General features: G+C 44.4%; 14 protein-coding genes. 7 read left to right on the forward strand and 7 right to left on the reverse strand.

Annotation, left to right across the window (positions count from 1 at the left end; genetic code table 11):
* Positions 1-88: 88 nt before the first annotated feature.
* The 4 genes from LKO26_RS08205 to LKO26_RS08220 all read right to left on the reverse strand — a co-directional run bounded on the left by LKO26_RS08205 (position 89) and on the right by LKO26_RS08220 (position 4,636).
* Positions 89-1,600, reverse strand: coding sequence for an FMN-binding glutamate synthase family protein (locus LKO26_RS08205; protein WP_227587372.1), 1,512 nt, complete (start codon positions 1,598-1,600; stop codon positions 89-91).
* 141 nt (positions 1,601-1,741) lie between these two features.
* Complete coding sequence (gene mtaB, locus LKO26_RS08210; protein ID WP_227587373.1) at positions 1,742-3,085, reverse strand: tRNA (N(6)-L-threonylcarbamoyladenosine(37)-C(2))-methylthiotransferase MtaB; 1,344 nt, start codon at positions 3,083-3,085, stop codon at positions 1,742-1,744.
* Positions 3,086-3,173: 88 nt separating this feature from the next.
* A complete protein-coding gene (locus tag LKO26_RS08215) occupies positions 3,174-3,770 on the reverse strand; it encodes a DUF1572 family protein (RefSeq protein WP_227587374.1) in 597 nt (198 codons plus the stop codon).
* 68 nt (positions 3,771-3,838) lie between these two features.
* On the reverse strand, positions 3,839-4,636 hold the full coding sequence (locus tag LKO26_RS08220) for a hypothetical protein (protein WP_227587375.1): 798 nt from the start codon (positions 4,634-4,636) through the stop codon (positions 3,839-3,841).
* A 252-nt stretch (positions 4,637-4,888) separates the two neighbouring features.
* Between LKO26_RS08220 and glgP the strand changes: the two genes are divergently transcribed.
* A complete protein-coding gene (gene glgP, locus LKO26_RS08225; RefSeq protein WP_227587376.1) occupies positions 4,889-6,556 on the forward strand; it encodes an alpha-glucan family phosphorylase in 1,668 nt (555 codons plus the stop codon).
* Between the two features lie 74 nt (positions 6,557-6,630).
* On the opposite strand, the gene LKO26_RS08230 is transcribed toward glgP, so the two are convergent.
* On the reverse strand, positions 6,631-7,092 hold the full coding sequence (locus LKO26_RS08230; RefSeq protein WP_227587377.1) for a hypothetical protein: 462 nt from the start codon (positions 7,090-7,092) through the stop codon (positions 6,631-6,633).
* 122 nt (positions 7,093-7,214) lie between these two features.
* On the opposite strand from LKO26_RS08230, the gene LKO26_RS08235 reads away from it, so the two are divergent.
* The 6 genes from LKO26_RS08235 to recG all read left to right on the forward strand — a co-directional run bounded on the left by LKO26_RS08235 (position 7,215) and on the right by recG (position 17,013).
* Positions 7,215-9,341 carry a S9 family peptidase gene (locus tag LKO26_RS08235; RefSeq protein WP_227587378.1) on the forward strand — a complete coding sequence of 709 codons (2,127 nt, stop codon included), beginning with the start codon at positions 7,215-7,217 and terminating at the stop codon, positions 9,339-9,341.
* Positions 9,342-9,357: 16 nt separating this feature from the next.
* On the forward strand, positions 9,358-11,037 hold the full coding sequence (locus LKO26_RS08240) for a peptide MFS transporter (protein WP_227587379.1): 1,680 nt from the start codon (positions 9,358-9,360) through the stop codon (positions 11,035-11,037).
* A 124-nt stretch (positions 11,038-11,161) separates the two neighbouring features.
* Positions 11,162-12,658, forward strand: coding sequence for a peptide MFS transporter (locus LKO26_RS08245; RefSeq protein ID WP_227587380.1), 1,497 nt, complete (start codon positions 11,162-11,164; stop codon positions 12,656-12,658).
* Positions 12,659-12,740: 82 nt separating this feature from the next.
* On the forward strand, positions 12,741-14,252 hold the full coding sequence (locus LKO26_RS08250) for a peptide MFS transporter (protein ID WP_227587381.1): 1,512 nt from the start codon (positions 12,741-12,743) through the stop codon (positions 14,250-14,252).
* Positions 14,253-14,291: 39 nt separating this feature from the next.
* Positions 14,292-14,825 (forward strand): thioredoxin family protein, encoded by a 534-nt coding sequence (locus LKO26_RS08255; protein WP_227587382.1) that lies wholly within the window; start codon positions 14,292-14,294, stop codon positions 14,823-14,825.
* 103 nt (positions 14,826-14,928) lie between these two features.
* Entirely contained in the window at positions 14,929-17,013 is a 2,085-nt protein-coding gene (recG, locus tag LKO26_RS08260; protein WP_227587383.1) for an ATP-dependent DNA helicase RecG, read from the forward strand.
* Between the two features lie 49 nt (positions 17,014-17,062).
* Here the strand turns inward: recG and LKO26_RS08265 are convergent, their stop codons facing one another.
* Positions 17,063-17,296, reverse strand: a complete 234-nt coding sequence (locus tag LKO26_RS08265) for a hypothetical protein (protein ID WP_227587384.1) — start codon at positions 17,294-17,296, stop codon at positions 17,063-17,065.
* Positions 17,297-17,332: 36 nt separating this feature from the next.
* The gene (locus tag LKO26_RS08270) at positions 17,333-17,518 is read right to left on the reverse strand and encodes a DUF5670 family protein (protein WP_227587385.1); all 186 of its coding nucleotides are present in this window, start codon (positions 17,516-17,518) and stop codon (positions 17,333-17,335) included.
* Between the last annotated feature and the right edge of the window lie 20 nt (positions 17,519-17,538).

Genomic DNA, 17,538 nt, shown 5'->3' on the forward strand with positions numbered 1-17,538 from the left:
TATTTTGGCGGGGAGTGGGAATAATACAGATTTAAAAAAAAACAGGTTCCAAATCCGGAACCTGTTTCTTTATATATTTCATTTTGACTTAATGATGTTGTTTCACATTTCCAAGAATATCAGGGAAATACACATCAGAAAGATGCTCAAACTCATCTCCGCGCATAAACATACTGGCATCTACCTCTTCATAGGTACTTCTGCCCGCTGCGGCAATCAGTTCATTGCAGGTATGCAGTGTATTTTTGTGGAAATGGTATACTCTTTCAGATTTATCGGTTACATCCAAACCTTTAATCAGCATTTTATCCTGTGTGGCCACACCGGTAGGACATGCATTGGTGTTGCAACGCAATGCCTGAATGCAACCCAGCGCAAACATGAAACCACGAGCATTGTTACACATATCAGCACCCATGGCTATAGCGCGCAAAATGTCCAGACTGGTCAGTACCTTACCGCTAGCAATTACTTTCAGCTTATCTCTCAGGTTATAGTTATTCAGGGAACGGTTTACAAAGATAAGGGCAGGTTCCAGCGGCATTCCCACCCCATCAGAAAATTCCGGCGGAGCGGCTCCGGTACCTCCTTCGGCACCATCTATGGTAATAAAGTCCGGATAGATCTTCAGCACATTCATCTGTGCACAGATATCTTCAAACTCTTTCGTATCTCCGATACACAGTTTAAAGCCAATCGGTTTTCCTCCGGAAAGTTCACGCAACTGCTGAACGAATTTCAACAATCCTGCTGCATCAGAAAATGCAGAGTGTCCCGGTGGCGATATGATGGTCATACCGGCAGTGACGTGGCGTATTTTAGCAATCTCCGGTGTATTTTTTACTCCCGGAAGCACCCCGCCGTGACCCGGCTTCGCTCCCTGAGAGAGTTTAATCTCAATCATCTTTACATTTTCAATTCTGGACTTTTCGGCAAATAATTCAGGAGAAAATTTACCCTGTTCATCCCGACAACCGAAATATCCGGTTCCGATCTGCCAGCACAGGTCGCCACCCTGCATGTGGTATGGAGAGATCCCCCCCTCGCCGGTGTTATGATAAAACCTGCCTTTCTTTGCCCCTCTGTTCAGGGAAATCTGCGCCCGGTCACTCAGAGACCCGAAACTCATGGCAGAAATATTAAACAGGGACGCACTGTATGGCTGGCTGCACTGGTGGTTTCCTACCATCACACGCGGAAGTTCTTCATTAGGCGATTTGGCATAAATGGAATGCTTAATCCCCTCATATTTTCTGTGATTTACCTCCAGCTGTGTACCAAAAGCCACGGTATCACTTATATTTTTTGCCCGGCGGTAAACCGCAGACCTTTCATTTCTCGGGAACGGCTTTCCGTCTGTTTCCCGCTCTATGAAATACTGTTGCATTTCCGGAGAAATACTTTCAAAGAAATAGCGGAAATATCCTAAAACCGGAAAGTTTCGTAAAATAGCGTGTTTGCTTTGGGTAATATTGTAAATCCCCACACCGTACAGACAAATCAGCACCACCGGAATCCAGTAATACCCACCAATCAGTATGGATACGATGATGGTAGCCACTATAAGACCTGCACCCCAGTATAAAAACTTATCTCTCATTTTAAATGAATTAATTAAATGCTTAATAAAATATTATGGTTGAAATTTAAGAAATTTTCATGAACATTAAAAGTTCCTTCCAATAAATGATTTCTGAACTCATGCCCTGATTCAAGTTTGATGAATCTGCAGTTTCTTTGCTTATATGGTTCGCACCAGAAACTGCTCAAAGGAGGGCGAGACCGAAACCGTACCGTCTTCCTGGGTATTCTGTAAAGTCACCTGTTCTATCTGATTAACAAATGCGGGATCAAAAGGCTTTTTCACCCGGACATAGTTTTCTGTAAAGCCGTACATCATGCCGTCTTTTTCTTCATGCTCCCACAGTACGGGCAACGTTTTTCCCAGCTGGGATCTGTAAAATGCTTCTTTCTTTTTTTCTGAAAGAATTCTGAGCATCTTATTTCTTTTCTTTCTTTCTGCCGGCGGCACCACACCGGGCATGGCTGCTGCCTCTGTATTTTCACGTTCGGAATAGGTGAATACGTGCAGATATGAGATTGGAAGTTCATTCAGAAAATGATAGGTTTCCAGAAATTTCTCTTCAGTTTCACCGGGAAATCCTACAATGACATCTACCCCAATACAGGCATCGGGCATTACCTCCCGGATTTTGGCAATACGGTTACGGTAAAGTCCTGTAAGATACCGGCGCTTCATTTTCTTTAATAAATCATCACTACCCGACTGCAGCGGAATATGAAAATGCGGAACAAAACTTTTGCTGCCCGCCACCAGTTCTATGCTTTCGTCTTTCAGCAGATTGGGTTCTATAGACGAAATACGAATGCGCTCTATTCCTTCTACGGTATTGAGTTCTGAAATCAGCTCCAGAAAGGTGTGATCATGCTTTTTATTCCCGAATTCCCCTTTTCCGTAATCTCCTATATTGACACCGGTCAATACAATTTCCTTAATTCCCCGGGCCGCTATTTCCCGGGCATTCTGCACCACATTCTCAATGGTATCTGAGCGGGAAATCCCCCGGGCCAGCGGTATGGTACAGTAGGTACATTTGTAATCACAACCGTCCTGTACTTTGAGAAATGCACGCGTACGGTCGCCGATGGAATAACTGCCGATAAAAAAATCTGTTTCTTCTATCTCGCAGGAATGAACCCGGCCACGGTCTTCTGCTTTCTGTAAATCATTGATATAACTGAGGATATTGAATTTTTCTTTGGCACCCAACACCAGATCCACGCCTTCTATGGCAGAGATTTCCTCTGGTTTCAGCTGCGCATAGCAACCTACAATGACCATCAGTCCTTCCGGATTTGCTTTCATGGCGCGTTTCACATGAAATTTACATTCACGGTCGGCATTTTCGGTTACCGAACAGGTATTGATCACATATACGTCTGCTTTTTCGTCAAAATTAACTTTGGCGAAACCGGCATCGGTAAGCTGTCTTGCAATCGTAGAAGTCTCTGCAAAATTGAGTTTACATCCCAGCGTATGATAGGCAGCGGTTTTTTGGTGCATTGCTTTCTTCTCCTTTCAAATTAGAAAGTGCAAAGGTAATAAATTCTACACTTCTAAAAATACAATTTCGGGTACAGTTTTTTATGAATTATGAATCCGTTCTATATTCATCCCGAACCTCATCATCTTCGGCAAAACAAACCGGTGAAGAATGTTGTGGCAATGGATCTGTATCATGGCGCCGGAACATTTTTTCATTATAAGATCCGGACTCGTTCCGCGGAATAGAAAGGGATTTCCAGGAAGATTCCTTTTTCAGTTTCGCAATAAAAACCATTTGGCCCACGTGGTAGGCATAGTGGGCAATCTGCCGCAGCACTGCATCGGCCACCGTATGCGGCTCGCCACGAATTTCAATCCGCTGACACAGTTGTTCATCTGTGACGGCGTCCAGTGCCTCAAACAATACACCCCAGCCTTTTTCCCAGGCTTGGACCACTTCGTCTTTTGTGGTAAGATGTACTTCAAATTCATGATCCCGGTTGCGCCACGACTTCTCTCCGTCTTCGGTCTGAAACCGGGTCCAGCGCGAAACCATGTTTCCGGAAAGATGCTGTACAATCACCGCAATGCTGTTGCTTCCCGGATCATTCTGCCAAAAAACATCTTCTTCCGAAAGCTGCTCAAAGGTTTTATCACCCAGGCTTTTATAATATTGATAATATTTGATGAAAAGTTCTGTCATGCCCTGCCGTTTATCTCTCAAAGATACAAAACCGGCAGCAAATGACGCAGGATGAAATACCGGGATGGTTATTTAATATGGGTCATATTGCCACACAGATTTTCCAGATGGAGAATTTTATGAAACGGCGAACGCACCTTATGTAAACGCTCGGGATCCTGAATGAAAGTGTAGCGGGAGGCCAGTGAATTCATATCTGAAACAATGACCAGCCAGCATTCATCTACATCTGAATCGTAGTACGGAAATTTTTCATTTTTTTTGTGGATAAGATCAATGATTTTTCCGGCGTTCAGCGCATCAAACAGGCCTAGATTAAAATCGTGTGTAATGAATACATTTCTGCGATGGCCAGATTTGCGGATTTTCCTGATGAATCCGGATGCTTTCTGCTTCCTGATGCAGTTCCGGATGTTCTGAATTACCTCTTCCTGATTGGTCAGTAAATCGATTTTGGCCAGATTCCTAAATTCCAAAAAATAAACCCCGCGATATTTTGCCGTATTTTCTTCTTCCAGAATCCTTTCAGCCTGCCTGAAAATTTTATTCAGCTGGCTTTCAATTTTCTTTACTTCCAGATGATTAATGACTTCGGTAAGTTCGATTCCGATGGTCTTGCCATCTATTTTTGCAATAAAGTCTGGACTTTCACAGGTCAGGTTTTTAAAGATCACTTCAGGGAAATGGTGCAGAAAAGAGTTAAGAAGCAGAATTTCAGCCTTTTTGCGGTACTTCTCCCGGTGGTGCAGTCCGCTGCCGTCTATTTCCCGGTGATAACGCTCTATCGGCTTCTTTTTAAGATGCTGGTTCAGGTAATACAATGAGAGATTCTTGCCTAAATCTTCCTCCGAAAATACTTTTTTCATGACCTAATGTTTTTGAAATCAATATTTTATGAGCTAAATGTACACATTTTTTCCTTACCGGAAGCCATTTTCCGGAAAAATTAAGATACTGTTCACACTGAAAATCAACCTAATGCACAAAATCCCGTAAGCACTGTATTTTGTTATGATTCTTATGCAGCGCATTAGAAAAGCGTAAAATTTAATACACAGAATCAACCTGCGCATTTAAAATTTTTACCTTTGCAAATCACTAAATTGGAGAAAAATTAAATGGATTTTAAAAATTACACCATACCGTATAGCATCAACCCTGAATACCGCACCAGAACGGCTTATTTTTCTATGGAATTTGCCATAGACCAGGCTTTAAAAATATACTCCGGCGGGCTGGGTTTTCTGGCCGGCTCACACATGCGCAGTGCCTACAATCTGAAGCAGGATTTGGTAGGCATCGGGATTTTGTGGAAATTCGGTTATTATGACCAGGCCAGGAATCATGATCAGACGCTGCAGCCCACCTGGATACGGAAAATATACTCGTACCTGCAGGATACGGGCATCCGGTTTCAGATTGAGATACATGCCGCTCCGGTTTGGGTGAAGGTCTACTACCTGGATCCGGAAACCTTCGGGACTGCGCCTGTGTTTCTGTTGTCTACAGATGTTCCGGAAAACGACCATCTTTCCAAAACCATTTGCCACAAATTATATGATGCGAATGAGGCGACTAAACTGGCGCAGTATATCCTTTTGGGTAAAGGCGGTGCCAAATTGCTGGATCTTATGAACCTGGAGCGAGACATTTACCACCTGAATGAAGCCCACGCACTGCCCGCAGCGTTCTACCTCCTGAAAAAATACGGTGGTGATCTGCAAAAGCTTAAAGAAAAACTGGTATTTACCACCCATACACCGGAAGAGGCGGGAAATGAAAAACACCGTCTGGACCTGTGTCACGAAATGTCCTATTTCTCCGGATTGGAACCGGAAGAAATCAAACGAATTGAAAACGGACCCGAACCGGCATTGTTCAATCACTCTCTTTGTGCGCTGAAGATGGCTAAAATTGCCAACGGCGTTTCACAGCTGCACGGCCATGTATCGCGTGCCATGTGGGAAAAATATGACGGGATATGCAGCATTACTTCCATCACCAATGCGCAGGAATTTAAATACTGGTCAGATACACCGCTCTATGAGGCGCGGGATCATGAAGACAGCCTCACTTTTGATGCCCGCAAAAAATCGCTGAAGGCAAAATTATTTGAAACCGTGGCAGATCAGGCCGGTGATTTATTCAGTCCGGATGTTTTCACCATCGTATGGGCCAGAAGATTTGCGGGGTACAAACGTGCTGATTTATTATTGCACGACAAGGAAAGATTTGAAAGACTGCTGAACAATCCGAAATATCCTGTGCAGATTATCTGGGCCGGAAAACCCTACCCGATGGACTATTCTGCTATTGCCACCTTTAACTCGCTGGTAGAAGAAAGTAAATATTTCAAAAATATGGCCGTACTTACCGGTTATGAACTGGCTCTGAGCAAATTACTGAAGCAGGGATCGGACTTGTGGCTGAATAACCCAAGGGTGCCCCGGGAAGCCTCCGGAACTTCCGGAATGACCGCCGCTATGAATGGCTCCGTAAATCTTTCTACAGACGACGGCTGGATTCCCGAGTTTGCCAGACACGGAGAAAATTCATTTGTGGTTCCAAAAGCGGATTATGCCAATATGAGCGTATATGAGCAGGACAATTACGATTTGAACACATTATATGAGATTCTGGAGAACGAAATTCTGCCGATGTATTATGACCGTCCGGCTGAATGGCGCAGCGTGCAGCAAAATGCGATGACCGATGTACAAACGCAGTTCAACAGTGACCGTATGGCAGACGAGTATTATACAAAAATCTACAATTACGAAGTCTGAATCCATTGAAGACTTCACAAAAAAAACGGGCGATGATGATTTCATCGCCCGTTCTGTTTGGCTTCTGTGCTCTTTTATTTCAGCACACCAATTTCATAGACTTTCGTCTGTTTCAGGTATTTACTTCGTTCGCGGGAAGTAACGGATTCAAAATGATTATTTTTCAACACAATAATCGGATCTTCTGCAGTTTCGAACTCAGCATCTGTAATGTACTTTTCCTCAGGACTGTACTTCAGCATATCATGCTTGATTTTTTGCAGTTCATCTGCATATTGTTTAAAAGCAGGATCCCCGGAATGGATGAACTTGTATTCCGGACCAGCATCTGCCAGATAATGAAGTTTTTTATCCATCAATCCACCGGCATTGGTGAGCACCGGATTATCATTGCCATCTAAAAAACCCACTTCTACCAGCAAACCGCCATTTTCGGCGACATACTGTTCAGCATCACTATATTTGGCAAAGCCTACCAATAACTTTTTGTGATCTACATCGTAGGATTTCAGTTTTTCTGATTTGTAAGATTCCATAGTTTAATATTTAAGAGTTAGTGCAGGATAAAATCAACAATTAGTTTGCCATTGTCTATTTACCGGCGGGGATTCATGCTAATTTAATAAAATTACTATCTTTGGAAACTGATCAAAAAAGCATGAAAAAATTCTTTTTATCCCTTGCTGTTCTCGGTGCCGGATACCTGTTTGCGCAGGAAATAACACTGAACAAAATTTACTCCGGATATTACCGTGCCAAGGGCATAGCCGGAATTGCGTCCCTGAAAAACGGTGAAAGCTACGCGGTAATAGAAGCCGGCGGAATTGCCCGGTATTCTTATAAAACCTCACAGAAAGAAGGCCATATTGCAGAAGGCAGTTTCGAATCTTACCAGTTGAGCAATGACGAATCCAAAATCCTTTTGCAAAAAGAAAGTGAACCGGTTTACAGACATTCGTTTCTGGGCAAATTTGAGGTAAAAGACTTAAAATCAGGTCACACCATGTCACTCAATGACGGCAATTATGTCCAGGAACCCGCCTTCTCCCCGGACGGCAGTAAAGTAGCGTTTATAGCAGAGAATGACCTTTATTATCAGGATTTAAATTCAGGAACCATCACCCGGATTACCACAGACGGCAAGAAAAACAATATTCTGAACGGCCTGGCAGACTGGGTGTACGAAGAGGAATTCGGCCATGCCAGACAGTATGAATGGACCCGTAATTCTGATGCGATTGTATTTGTAAAATCAGATGAAAGCGACGTGCCGGAAATGTATATTCCTGTATATGCCAACCAACTTTATCCTTCTGAAATGCGTTTCAAATACCCGAAGGCCGGAGAGAAAAACTCGGTGGTATCGGCACATCTGTACCGCCTGGACACCGGCAAGGTAGGCGCTATAGACTTGTCCTCATTTAAGCATTATTATATCCCTAATGTCATTCAGACGGCGAAAAATGATGAAATCATTCTCATTACTTCCGAAAGAATTCAGAATGCATCTGATGTGCTGAAGGTCAATACCCGCACCGGTACCGTGACCAGACTCTTCACCGAAACCGACGAAAAATGGATTGATACCGACAATGTGACCATGGAATTCCTTGAGGACAACTCATTCATCTGGGCCTCAGAAAGAGACGGGCACCGCCATCTGTACTGGTATGATGCCTCCGGAAAACTGAAAAGACAAATTACAAAAGGCAACTGGGAAGTGACCGATTACTACGGTTACAATCCCAAAACCAAAGAAGTGCTGATCCAGACTACAGAAAAAGGAAGCATTAATAAAGTGGTGTCCAAGGTGAACATCCGCAACAGTAAATCTGCCCTGCTTTCCGGCGCCGAAGGGAATAACCGAGCCAACTTCAGCAAGAACTACGAATATTTCATAGAAACCTCCTCTACTGCCGCCAGACCTTTTACGTATGTACTGAAAGACGGCAACGGAAAAACAGTGAAGGAATTGCAGAATAACAATGAACAACTGCAGAAACTGCAGGCAGATCAGATGGTGGTCAAAGAATTTTTTACCATCCCGAATGAAGCAGGCGACCAGATGAATGCCTGGATTATGAAGCCAAAAGACTTTGACCCAAACAAAAAATACCCTCTGTTTATGTACCAGTATTCTGGGCCGGGCTCTCAGCAGGTATCCAATTCGTGGGATGCCGGAAACGGATTATGGTTTAATCATCTGGTTCAGCAAGGCTATATTGTGGCTTGTGTAGACGGACGCGGAACTGGTTATAAAGGCACCGCATTCAAAAAAGTCACCTATATGCAACTGGGAAAATATGAAATAGAAGACCAGATTGCAGCAGCAAAATGGTTCGGTAATCAAAGCTATATAGATGCCTCAAGAATCGGAATTTTCGGATGGAGTTTCGGCGGATATATGGCCAGTCTGGCACTTACAAAAGGTGCAGATGTTTTCAAAACAGGAATTGCAGTAGCTCCTGTAACCAACTGGCGCTATTATGACACGGTGTACACAGAGCGGTTTATGCGTACTCCGCAGGAAAACCCCTCCGGTTACGATGACAATTCCCCTACTACGCACGCCAAACTGCTGAAAGGCAAATTTCTGATGATTCATGGATCTGCAGATGACAATGTTCATTATCAGAACGTGATAGAGTTTGCCGAAGCACTCATTCAAAACAAAAAACAGTTCCAGTTCATGACCTATCCGGATAAGAACCATGGCATTTACGGCGGCAACACCAGACCGCAACTGTATCAGTATATGACTGATTTCTTACTTGAGAATTTATAAAAAACAAACAAATACTATGGCTACAAGCAACAACAAACACCCAAAAGGGCTGCCCTTTCTGTTTTTCACGGAAATGTGGGAGCGATTCGGTTATTATCTGATTTTAGGAATCTTCGTGCTGTACATGATTGACCCTACAGATACCGGCGGTATGAATTTTTTACCCAAAGACGCCTATGACATCTTCGGAACCTTTATCGCACTTACCTACCTCACCCCTTTTCTGGGCGGTTTTCTGGCAGACCGGGTTTTGGGATATGTAAAAGCCATTTATATAGGTGGCGTTTTAATGGCCGCAGGCTACATTGGTGTCGGACTTTTTCAGCAGCTGCCCTTGTTTTACCTGTCATTAGGACTGGTCATTCTGGGTAATGGTTTCTTTAAGCCCAGCATTTCCACTTTACTCGGAAACCTCTACAGCGAGGAACCGTATAAAGCCAATAAAGACGCCGGCTACAATATTTTCTATATGGGAATCAACATCGGGGCACTGATCTGTAATTTCGTGGCGGCATATATGCGCAACGAATACGGCTGGGGACCTGCATTTATCACAGCCGGTGTAGGAATGCTGATAGGTTTGGTGGTATTCACCATCGGGATGAAGCATCTGCGTGCGGCCAATGTCATGAAACCGGTACAGGAAGGTGACACCAAACTTTCCACGGTTTTGCTGCAAGTATTTCTCCCCGCCATCATTGCCGGACTCATCGGATGGTTCCTGCCGGGAATGATTCTGGGCGATACCATCTTCGGAAAACAAACTGATGATGCTTTCCTCTTTGCGTGTATTCCGGTGGTCTATTTCTATGTCAGCCTGTATTTCAAAGCAAACAGTGAAGATAAAAGACCAATCGGAGCATTGTTGGCAATCTTCGCGGTATGTCTGATGTTCTGGGCCATCTTCAAACAAAACGGAACCGCACTCACCAATTGGGCAGAAAACTATACAGACCGTACCGCACCGGCATTTCTGGAAGAACCACTGAAGGCATTCTCACTGGTAGAAACCAAAGAATACACCGACCAGGAAGTCCCTACTTACGATAACCAGTTTGTGGCGCTGAAGACCGAGGCCGGTGATCCGGTACGTGAAACAGGGAAGGATATTTATTTCCGGAATATCAGCGAGGAACAGCGCACTACACTGGAAACATCTCCGGACAAGAGTGTTTATCTGTTTAACACAGAATTGTTCCAGTCGGTCAATCCGTTTTGGGTCATTGTGCTCACCCCGGTGGTGGTGGGGATCTTCATGTTCCTGAGAAGACGCGGTAAAGAGCCGTCCACCCCTTCCAAAATTGTCATCGGCTTATTTATTTCTGCCCTGTCCTGTCTGGTAATGGTAGGCGCCGTTGCGGCCGGCGGAAACGGCCTGGAAAAAGTATCCTCCTGGTGGCTGATTGCAGCCTACGGGGTCATTACCGTAGGAGAACTTTGTCTTTCGCCGATGGGACTGTCACTGGTTTCCAAACTGTCACCGCCAAGAATTACCGCGCTCATGATGGGCGGATTTTTCCTTTCTACTTCCATCGGGAATAAACTGTCGGGCGTACTGGCCAGTATGTGGTACAGTTATGATGATAAAGCCAATTTCTTCTGGGTAAACTTCGGCTTGCTTCTGGTGGCGACACTCATAGGGTTATCCATATTGAAACAACTCAATAAAGTGATGAAAGAAAAAGGCGTGAACTAATTTTTCCAGATATTTACGATTCAAAATCGCAGCCCGGCGCTGCGATTTTTTTAATGCTTAAACTTGCCCGATAGCCAAAAAAAAGTATATTTGTGGGTCTTAACAATAATTAACATTAAACAATATGGATACAGCAAAGCCTACACAAGGGCATCCTAAGGGACTTTATTCCCTGTTTTTCACAGAAATGTGGGAGCGCTTCTCTTACTACGGAATGCGGGCATTATTAACCATTTTTCTTACGGCAGAATTAGCTACCGGCGGTTTCGGACTGGACCGTGCAGAATCTCTTTCCGTGTACGGAGTGTTTACCGCACTGGTATATCTGACTCCAATTCTGGGTGGATGGTTTGCCGATAAAATTCTGGGACAACGAAAATCCATCCTTATCGGTGGACTGGTCATGGCCATCGGTCAGTTTATGCTGGCAGCAAGTGCTTCTGTAGATTTGCTGGGCGATCTGGAATCCAGAAAGAATTTCTTTTATCTGGGATTAGGCGTTCTGATTTTGGGTAATGGATTCTTTAAACCCAATATTTCCACCATTGTAGGAGACCTGTATGATAATGATGACCCCAGAAAAGATGGCGCTTTTACCATTTTTTACATGGGAATCAATATTGGAGCATTCCTCTCCCCGTTTGTAGCCGGAACTTTAGGTGAAAAAGTAGGCTGGCCTTACGGTTATCTGGCAGCAGGTATCGGTATGCTGATCGGTGTACTCTGGTTCTACGGGCGAAGAGAAACACTGGAAGATAAAGGGTTGCCACCGGGATACACCGAAAAAGGAATTACAAAATTATTACCGAAAGACTGGCGGGATGTTTTCCTGTACACCATTGCCAATGTAGCATTTGTGTTTTTGGTGATGTTCATCTGGAACAATACTTCAGACCTCATTCATACCATTATGATCTGGGTACTGGGAATTGCCGGTGCTTTGTTCATAGGACTTTCCATCTTCAAAGGAACCAATGGCTCTACCGAGTGGACGCGCGTATTTGTAATCCTGATTCTGGCGTTCTTTAATATCGTTTTCTGGGCCGGTTTCGAGCAGGCTGGTGGTACTTTTAACCTTTTTGCACAGGAAAATACCAACCGTGTAGTGGGCGGATTTGAGGTTCCGACCACCTGGTTCCAGAATATCAATCCGATTGCCATTGTTACTTTGGCACCTCTGTTCTCTCTGCTGTGGATTAAACTGGCGGCCAAAAGAATGAACCCAAGAACACCGGTAAAATTTGCAATGGCCATGTTCATTGGTGCGATCGCATTCTTCATTATGACCCAGGCACAAAACAGTGCAGACACCGGAGCGCTGGTAAGCCCCATGTGGCTGGTAGTCGTGTATGTATTATTGACGGTGGGCGAACTGATGCTTTCACCGATTGGATTGTCAATGGTGACCAAACTGTCTCCGGGAAAAATCACTTCCATTATGATGGGCGTGTGGATGGCGAGTTTCGCATTGGGTAATTACCTGGCGGCCACGCTGGAGCAGATTCTGACTACGTATAACTTCGATCTGTATCCCTTTATCACCTATCTGATGTTGGCTTCAGGGGTTTGCCTGCTGGCACTTTCTCCGCTGCTCAATAAATTCATGAAAGGAATTCATTAACATTTCTTAAAAAATGAAATAGTTAAAAACCATCGTTCTGCGGTGGTTTTTTTTGTACTTTCGTTCTTCTAAAATAAAAAAAATGACTCAGACCTTAGAACAAATCCAGAATTTCAAAGGTAAATACCCAAAACAAATCTGGTCCCTCTTTTTCTCCGAAATGTGGGAACGTTTCTGTTTCTATGGCATGCGCGGTATGCTGGTGTTCTTCATGATTTCACAGCTGAACCTGCAGGAAGAACAAGCCAATCTGCAGTACGGTGCCACGCAGGCATTTGTATATGCCTTCACCTTTGTAGGCGGTTTATTCGCAGACAAAATCCTGGGATTCCGCAAATCACTGTTCTGGGGAGGTTTGCTGATGATTGCCGGGAGTTTGATTCTGGCTACCGATCCACACAAATTTTTCTTTCTGGGCATCGCCTTTACGGTAGTGGGAACCGGGTTCTTCAAACCAAATATTTCCTCTATGGTAGGACAACTGTACAAACCTAATGATTCCCGTGCAGATGCAGGATTTTCGCTTTTTTACGCCGGCATTAACCTGGGTGCCCTGTTGGGAGGCTACCTGTGTATTGCCATCGGAAAAGGGGAACTGCTGGCCGGCGTTATTCCGGAAGAATTGCGCTGGAATATCGCTTTCGGGCTGGCTGCAGTGGTGATGTGCATCAGTCTCATCAATTTTGTGCTCACCCAGAAAAGTCTGGGAACCATAGGGCTTCAACCGGGACATCCGCTGGCCGAGGTGCAGACTGCAGCCATTACGAAATGGAAAGAATACGGCGTGTACTTCTTGTCATTGCTTTTTATCCCGGTGATCATGATAATGGTGGCAAAAACAGAATACACAGACTATTTTATGTACACCATAGGTCCCCTCACCCTGATTTATCTCTTTTATGAAATGTCCAGAGTTACGGCTGCAGAAAGAAAAAAATTGTGGGCAGCATTGATTTTCATCCTGTTTTCCATTCTGTTCTGGGGGATTTATGAGCAAAGCGGAGGTTCACTGAGTATTTTTGCCGCTAAGAATCTCAATAATGACTTATTGGGTCTGGATCCGAACGGCGTCAATAACTCGGGAGGCGCTTTCTTTATCATCTTCCTGGCTCCGCTACTGGGACTGTTGTGGATCTGGCTGAGCAAGCGGAAAATGGAACCCAATACCATCATAAAATTTGGTCTGGGCTTTATTTTTCTGGGTCTGGGCTTTTATACCTTGTTTGCGACTAAATTTTTCGCAGGGCCAGACGGGGTCACTTCATTGCGCTTTTTCACCATTGCATTGCTCATCATTACCTTCGGAGAGCTGTGTCTCTCGCCCATCGGATTGTCTATTATGACCAAACTCTCTACCAAAAATCTGCAGGGAATGATGATGGGACTGTGGTTCCTGGCGTCAGCGTACGGACAATACGTAGCGGGAATTATTGGTGCCAATATGGCTACTGCCAAATCGGGCACCTCTAATCTGGACGCACTCATTACCTATGCCGAAGGCTACAAACAACTGTCGGTATATGCCATCGTAGCCGGGATTATTCTCATCATCATTTCCCCTCTTCTAAAGAAACTGATGCAGGAAGTAAGATAATATGTTTAACTTCGCAACCCATTCATTATCCAACTTTTTATGAAAAAGATTCTTCTATTCCTCTCCGTACTGTTGTGTACTGCCGGTTTTGCGCAGGTAAAATGGTACACGCTGGAGGAAGCGTTACGGTTACAGAAACAAAATCCAAAAAAAATATTGATTGATTTTTATGCAGACTGGTGCGGTCCGTGTAAAGTGATGGAGAAAAAAACCTACAATCACCCGGAAATAGCCCCATTTCTGAATGAAAAGTATTATCCTGTAAAATTTGATGCAGAAGGAAACAGCACCGTGGAAATCTACGGTAGAACATTCAGGAATCCGGATTTTGCCAATAAAAGAAAGCGCAATGCCATGCATCAGTTTACCCAGTACCTGAATGTAGTAGCAGTACCCAGCATTGTATTTCTGGATGAGCAAAGCAATCCCATTACCATACTGCAGGGAGCGCTTACTGCCCCGGAACTGGAGCCTTACCTCTATTTTTTTGAAGGCGACCAGCACAAAAAAGTAAAAACCCGAGAGGATTGGGAAAACTATCAGAAAAAATTCAAATCAAAAATTAAAGATTAAAATTCTACCTACCAGAAGACTTCCGGCACTTGGAAGTCTTTTTATTTTTCCCGAAATTCGCTGAACCTTTTTTGCGGATTTTTATCCGAAGAAACTATTTACCGTGGATCTGGACACCCCCATAGAATTCCTGAAGGGCATAGGCCCCGAGCGTTCAAAACTCATCAAGAATGTTTTGGACAGCAGCACTGTGGAAGATTTTCTGAACTTCTTCCCCATCCGGTATCTGGACAAAAGTAAAATTTACAAAATCAGCAACCTGAAGGAAGACCTGCCGGATGTTCAATTGCTGGGAAGCATCATTGACCTCAAAGAAATTGGTGAAGGCCGTGCCAAAAGGCTTTCTGCAAAATTCCAGGATGAAACCGGCACCATGGATCTGGTCTGGTTTAAGTACAGCAAGTGGCTGAAAGAACAGATTCCACTCAATCAGAAAGTATATATTTTCGGGAAAGTTACGTTGTTTAACCGGCAGTTTTCCATGACGCATCCGGAGATTGAGCTGGAAGAACATAAAGACCGCTCCGCAAGACTTATTCCGGTATATCCCGGTTCAGAAAAGCTGTCCAAACGCGGTCTGAACCAGAAATTTTTCCAGAAAATACTGAGAGCCATATGCGCACAGATACCGCAACTGATTGCAGAAAACCTTCCGGCTTATCTCATGGATCAGGAACGGCTTATCTCCCGACAACAGGCTTACCTCAACATCCATTTCCCGGCAGATGTGGCCCATTATGAAATGGCAGACCGGCGGATAAAATATGAGGAGGCGTTTTACTTTCAGCTGGCTCATGCACTGAAGAAACAGCATCACCACACCCATGCTGTGGGACATCCCTTCGAAATTGTAGGCGATTTTTTCACAGATTTTTATCAGCATCACCTGCCTTTTGAACTGACCGGCGCCCAGAAGAGAGTCATCAAAGAAATCCGTACAGACATGCGCCGGCCTGTACAGATGAACCGGTTGCTGCAGGGAGATGTAGGTTCCGGCAAAACCATGGTAGCCCTTTTGGCCATGCTGATTGCCATCGACAATGGTTTTCAGAGTTGTATGATGGCGCCTACGGAAATACTGGCCCAGCAACATTTCAATTCCATACAGGATTTACTAAAAAACACCCCTGTTCAGGTAAAACTGCTCACCGGTTCCACCAAAACGGCAGAAAGAAAGATAATCCATGAACAGCTTCAGAACGGTGAACTCAGCATTCTGGTAGGCACCCACGCAGTGCTGGAGGATGTGGTTCAGTTTAAAAATCTGGGACTGGCCATCATAGATGAGCAACACCGGTTTGGTGTAGCACAGCGCGCCAGATTATGGGCAAAAAACAGAATTCCGCCGCATATTCTGATTATGACCGCCACGCCTATACCCCGCACGCTGGCCATGAGTTTTTACAGTGATCTGGATGTTTCCGTAATAGACGAGATGCCCTTAGGCAGAAAACCCATCATCACAGCTCACCGCCGGGAGAAAGACCGCCTCACGGTATTCCGGTTTGCCAAAGAAGAAATAGACAAAGGCCGCCAGGTGTATTTCGTGTATCCGCTCATTGAAGAATCTGAAACCCTGGATTATAAAAATTTAACCGAAAATTACGCTCATATTGCAGATTTTTTTGAAGGATATAATGTCACCATGCTGCACGGCAAGATGAAACCGGCAGAAAAAGATGAAGCCATGCAGTATTTTGCATCGGGAAAAGCCCATGTGATGGTGGCCACCACCGTGATAGAAGTTGGGGTGAATGTGCCGAATGCCTCGGTGATGATTATAGAAAGTGCCGAACGTTTCGGCTTGTCACAGCTGCACCAGTTGCGAGGACGGGTGGGCAGAGGTGCTGAACAAAGCTACTGCATCCTGCTGACCTCGGACAAGCTCTCTGCAGACAGCCGCACCCGGATTAAAACCATGACCGAAACCAACGACGGTTTTAAAATTTCTGAAGTAGATATGCAACTGCGCGGACCCGGAGATATTCTGGGCACTCAGCAAAGCGGCTTGCTGGATTTTAAAAGGCTGGATCTGGTACAGGACGGAAAACTGATACGCGCCACTAAAGACACCGCCGAAAACCTGCTGCAGAAAGATCCTTTTCTGAATCATGAAGACCACCGCATTCTGAAGAAATACTATATGGAAAACTACAGAGGCAAGAACCGCTGGAGCAAGATATCATAAAAAAGAGGCCGCAATGACTGCAGCCCCCGTATAAATAAGTGATTTGGTCTTATTTACGGTTCCCACCGCGGGCAAGCAAGGCAATGATTACAATAAGAACCAGCGCTCCGATAACCCACACCAGCGGATTAGACATCCAGTCGCCTCCCATGGTATCGGTTCCTTTGTCTACGTCCACATCGATTTTCAGATCAGGGTTACTCTCCTGTGCGTAGGTCATTACAGACAAGAAAAACATGTACAGTGCGGCCTGCATTCTGGTTAAAAAATTAAATTTTGTCATGATAGGGTGTTTTAAGGTTAAGTGCTTATTCAGGTGTTATCTTGTATAATCCTTGGTCAGTTTCAGCAGCAATACCAGCACAGCAAAGAGGAAGGTCAAATGAAAAAATCCGTCTATATTAAATATCATAAATCCAATCATCCAACCAAAAAATAACGCTGCAGCCAGTATATACAATACATTGTCTCTCATTTCTAGAATCTTGTTCAATGCAAATTTCATGTATTCGTACTTTTTTCTAG

The organism is Chryseobacterium sp. MFBS3-17, assembly GCF_020687745.1.
In the GTDB taxonomy this organism is placed as follows: Bacteria; Bacteroidota; Bacteroidia; order Flavobacteriales; family Weeksellaceae; genus Marnyiella.